The organism is Corynebacterium sp., assembly GCF_012837295.1.
Lineage (GTDB): Bacteria > Actinomycetota > Actinomycetes > Mycobacteriales > Mycobacteriaceae > Corynebacterium.
The window spans coordinates 1-4376 of sequence record NZ_DURI01000122.1 but is presented as its reverse complement, the minus strand read 5'-3'; the positions used below and the strand labels follow the sequence as shown (position 1 = coordinate 4376).

Below are 4376 nucleotides of genomic sequence, written 5' to 3'. Positions count from 1 at the left end.
CCACCTGATGAGCCGGCGCGTGGGCGTACCGGTCGGCGGCGTGCACCTCGACGCCGAGGCGCTGGAACGCGATGGCGACCTCCTTGCCCAGCTCGCCGGAGCCGAGCAGCAGCACGCGCGTCGCGCCGTCGGTGTACGGGGTTCCGGTGGAGGCGGGGGTCAGCATGGGGATTCTCCTGGTTCGTCGGCTCGCGTCAGGTCCATCCTAGGCCGAGGGCGCGGTCGAACTCGGCGTGCACGCGGGCGGGGTCGACGTGCTTGACGACGCCCACCTCCCGCCCCTCGCCCTCTCCCCCATCAGCGCGCGACACCGCGCCACGGTCGCAGGCGACGGCGCGCAGCGTCATGGGCGCGACGTCGACGTCCACCGTGCGGCACGCGACCATCGCCGCGAAAAGGTCGTGGACCTGGGCGAGGTAGCCGATGCCCTGGCCGCGGTGGAAGCCGAAGTAGAAGCGCAGGGCGTCGGCGACGACGCCGCCGAGCTCTCCCGGGATGGCCCACCGCTCTACGTCCTCCGGACGCACGATGATGGTCTCCGTGACGTCCAGCGGGCAGAGCGTCAAGGGCTGCTGCGACGGCTCGAAGACGGCGGCGACGGCATCGGGGTCGACCCAGAAGTTCCACTCGGCGGTTGGGGTCGTGTTGCCGGGATGGTCGACGGCTCCGCCCATGACGGTGACGGACTCGAACGCCGCCGCGAGCTCCGGGAACCGGGCGGCCGTGGTCAAGGGGCCGGTGATCAGGAGGTCGGCCGGGCCGTCGTCAAGCGCCCGCCGCCAGGCGCCCGGCGCGGCGCCCGTGGCGTCGCAGGCGGCGACCGACGGGGGCCGGGCGAAACCGAGGCCGAACTCGCCGTGGGTCTCCGGGGTCGTGGTCAGCGGGACCTTCAGCGGCGCGCCGAAACCCGCGGCGACGGGGACGTCCCGACAACCGCAGAAGTCGAGGATCCAGCGGGAATTGCGCGCCGCCTGGCACACCGTGGTGTTGCCGGCCGTCGCGGTGACGGCCGCGAGGTCGATCTCGCCGGCGCGGTGCAGACCGGCGAGGTAGATCAGGGCGAGCATGTCGTCGATGCCCGTGTCGACGTCGGCGACGAGGCGCTTCTTCGCGGAGTTGGCCATGCCGACACGATAGCGTCGAGGGCGAAGGCACCCGACGACCAAGGAGCAGCAATGAGCACTGCGGCAGCCGCCATCCTCGCCGACCTCGCGGAGACGCGGGATGCGCGGGATGCGCAGTACATCGAGTTCCACCGGCACCCCGAGCTGTCAATGCAGGAGCACTGGACGTCGGCGCGGATCGCCGAGCTGCTCGACGACCTCGGCGTCGAGGTGGTCAAGGTCGGCGCCACCGGCATGGTCGGCGTCATCGGCAACGGCGACGGCCCCGTCGTCGCGGCGCGCGCGGACTTCGACGGCCTGCCCATGAAGGAGGAGTCCGGCAAGCCCTACGCATCCACCTTCACCCAGGTCGACGAGAACACCGGCGCCGAAACCCCCGTCGCCCATTCCTGCGGCCACGACGTGCACGTCATGGCGCTGCTCGGCGCCGTCGAACAGCTGGCCAAGCACCGGGACGCCTGGTCGGGCACCTTCCTGGCGATCTTCCAGCCCGGCGAGGAAACCGCGTCGGGCGCGAGGGACATGGTCGACGGCGGGCTCGTCGACAAGCTGCCGAAGCCCGACGTCGTCCTGGCGCAGCATGTGCTGGGCACCGTGCCCGGCGGCTGCGTGGGCACCCGCCCCGGCCCGGTCCTGTCGACGGCGTCGTCCATCGAAATCGTCGTCCACGGCGCCGGCTCCCACGGCTCGATGCCGCACCTGGGCGTCGACCCGATCGTGCTGGCGTCGACCATCGTCACGCGCCTGCAGACCATCGTCTCCCGCGAGGTCCCGCCGACCGAGACCGCGGTGATCACCGTCGGGTCCATCCACGGCGGCACGAAATCCAACATCATCCCGGACTCCGTCACCCTGCAGCTGAACACGCGCGCATACAGCGCCGAGGTCGCCGACCAGCTGCACGCCGGCATCGAGCGCATCGTCCGCGCCGAGTGCGAGGCCGCCCGCTCCCCAAAGGAGCCCGAATTCCGCTACTACGACCGCTACCCGCTGACCCTCAACGACGCCGGCGCCTGCGCCACCGTGCGCGGCGCCTTCGACGAGTACTTCGGCGACGGGTCGGTCGACATGGACCGCGTCCCGGCGTCCGAGGATTTCTCCATCATCCCCGACGCCTTCGGCTCCCCCTACTGCTACTGGGGCCTCGGCGGATTCGCCGAGCCCGGCGCGCCCGGCAACCACTCGCCGAAGTTCGCGCCGGACATCCACCCCACCCTCGACCGCGGGACGGAGGCCATCGTCGTGGCCGCCGCCGCGTGGCTGGGCGAAAGCTAGGCCAGCAGGTCGTTGATGACGATCGTCTGGTCGCGGCCCGGGCCGACGCCGACGTAGGAGATGCGGCAACCTGACAGCTCCTCCAGGCGCGCGAGGTAATCGCGGGCCTTCTCCGGCAGCTCCTCGACCGTGGTGCAGCCGGTGATGTCCTCGTCCCAGGCGGGCATGGTCTCGTAAATCGGGGTGGCGTGGTGGAACTCCGACTGCGTCAGCGGCATCTCGTCGTGGCGCACGCCGTCGACGTCGTATGCCACGCAGATCGGAATCTCGCCGATGCCGGTGAGCACGTCGAGCTTGGTCACGAACAGGTCCGTGAAGCCGTTGACGCGGGAGGCGTAACGGGCCAGGACGGAGTCGTACCAGCCGCAGCGGCGCAGGCGGCCGGTGTTGACGCCGACCTCGCCGCCGGTGGTCTGCAGGAACTCACCCCACTTGTCGAACAGCTCCGTGGGGAACGGGCCCGCACCGACGCGGGTGGTGTACGCCTTGATGATGCCCAGCGTCGACGTGATCTTCGTCGGGCCGATGCCCGCGCCGACGCACGCGCCGCCCGACGTCGGGTTCGAGGAGGTCACGAACGGGTAAGTGCCGTGGTCGACGTCGAGCATCGTCGCCTGGCCGCCCTCCATGAGCACGTGCTTGCCGGCGTCGAGGGCCTCGTTGAGCACGAACGCCGAATCGACGACCATCGGCTTCAGGCGGTCCGCGTAGGACATGAAGTACTCGAAGATGCGGTCGGTCTCGATGGCTCGGCGGTTGTACAGCTTCACCAGGATCTGGTTCTTCTGGTGCAGCGCCGCCTCGATCTTCTGGCGCAGGATCGACTCGTCGAAGATGTCCTGCACGCGCAGGCCCACGCGGCCGACCTTGTCGGCGTACGTCGGGCCGATGCCGCGGCCGGTGGTGCCGATGGCGCGCTTGCCCAGGAACCGCTCGGTGACGCGGTCGAGGGTCTGGTGGTACGGCGCGACCATGTGGGCGTTGCCGGAAATGCGCAGCTTGGAGGTGTCTGCACCGCGGGCCTCGAGGCCGTCGATCTCCTCGAACAGCGCCTCCAGGTTGACCACGCAGCCGTTGCCGATCATCGGCGTGGCGTTCTCGGACAGCACGCCGGCGGGAAGGAGCTTGAGCTCGTACTTCTCGCCGCCGACGACGACCGTGTGGCCGGCGTTGTTGCCGCCGTTGGGCTTGACCACGTAATCGACGCGGCCGCCGAGGATGTCGGTCGCCTTGCCCTTGCCCTCGTCGCCCCACTGGGCGCCCACCACGATGATTGCGGCCATGTCATTCACTCCAACAAGTCGGTTGATAAACCCCCGGCTAGTGTAGTCGCATGCGGATTTTGACGTTGCGTTGCGGTGTCGGCGACATGCCCCTCCTCCCCGGCAGGCGCGACCTGGCGTTCCTCGACGACGTCGCAAAGCAGGTCCTGCCCCACGACGACAACCCCACGCCCGACGAGATCGCCAAGGGCAAGGAAGTCCCCCACCTCGGCGCCCCGCGGCGCGCGGAGCAGCGGCCGAGCGAGCCGGTGCGGGTGATCGTCGTCGGGCCGGACGCGTCGCTGGCGGCCGTGGTCACGCACCTGATGCGGCGCAATCTGCTGTGGTTCGAAGTCGCGCACGTGCCCACCGCGCCGTCGCCGGCGGCCCGGAACTGGGGGCTCGTCGGCGATTCGGATTCCGCGGGCGCCGGCGAGTTCGGCCTGTCCATGGCCGATGCCGAGACGCGCCCCGTCCGCCCGGTGCCGCTGATCCGCGACGACACCGGCCAGGCGATCGTGGGATTCGCGCTGCTCACGGAGCCGGGCATCGAGGGCACGTCCTCGCGCGGCGGCCTGCGCGGCGAGGTGTGGGTCGACAGCGGCGAGCTGTTCTCCGGCGTCTCGCATGGCGTCCAGGTCCGCGCTTTGCCGGACGCCCCGGGGCTGGTCGCGGCCGAATTGCCGCCGCCTCCGGGGCAGCGCCGCGGGTTGTT

The 4376-nt window shown here is 70.7% G+C and carries 4 protein-coding genes and 1 pseudogene; 2 read left to right on the top strand and 3 right to left on the bottom strand.

Features of this window, described 5'->3' with window-relative positions:
• Positions 1-166 (bottom strand): annotated as a pseudogene (locus tag GX015_RS04115) (phosphoribosylglycinamide formyltransferase 2); the annotation flags it as partial.
• Positions 167-194: 28 nt separating this feature from the next.
• Positions 195-1124 carry a nucleoside hydrolase gene (locus GX015_RS04110; RefSeq protein WP_291342997.1) on the bottom strand — a complete coding sequence of 310 codons (930 nt, stop codon included), beginning with the start codon at positions 1122-1124 and terminating at the stop codon, positions 195-197.
• Between the two features lie 51 nt (positions 1125-1175).
• On the opposite strand from GX015_RS04110, the gene GX015_RS04105 reads away from it, so the two are divergent.
• The gene (locus tag GX015_RS04105) at positions 1176-2399 is read left to right on the top strand and encodes an amidohydrolase (RefSeq protein ID WP_291342996.1); all 1224 of its coding nucleotides are present in this window, start codon (positions 1176-1178) and stop codon (positions 2397-2399) included.
• On the opposite strand, the gene GX015_RS04100 is transcribed toward GX015_RS04105, so the two are convergent.
• Complete coding sequence (locus GX015_RS04100; protein ID WP_291342995.1) at positions 2396-3682, bottom strand: adenylosuccinate synthase; 1287 nt, start codon at positions 3680-3682, stop codon at positions 2396-2398. The genes GX015_RS04105 and GX015_RS04100 overlap by 4 nt on opposite strands.
• An 86-nt stretch (positions 3683-3768) precedes the next feature.
• On the opposite strand from GX015_RS04100, the gene GX015_RS04095 reads away from it, so the two are divergent.
• The coding region (locus GX015_RS04095) for a hypothetical protein (protein ID WP_291342994.1) at positions 3769-4376 on the top strand (608 nt) is incomplete at its 3' end.

Excerpts from the sequence above, each read along its gene's own strand:
- GX015_RS04100 (WP_291342995.1), bottom strand. The coding sequence starts at position 3,682 with ATGGCCGCAATCATCGTGGTGGGCGCCCAGTGGGGCGACGAGGGCAAG.
- GX015_RS04105 (WP_291342996.1), top strand. The coding sequence starts at position 1,176 with ATGAGCACTGCGGCAGCCGCCATCCTCGCCGACCTCGCGGAGACGCGG.
- GX015_RS04110 (WP_291342997.1), bottom strand. The coding sequence starts at position 1,124 with ATGGCCAACTCCGCGAAGAAGCGCCTCGTCGCCGACGTCGACACGGGC.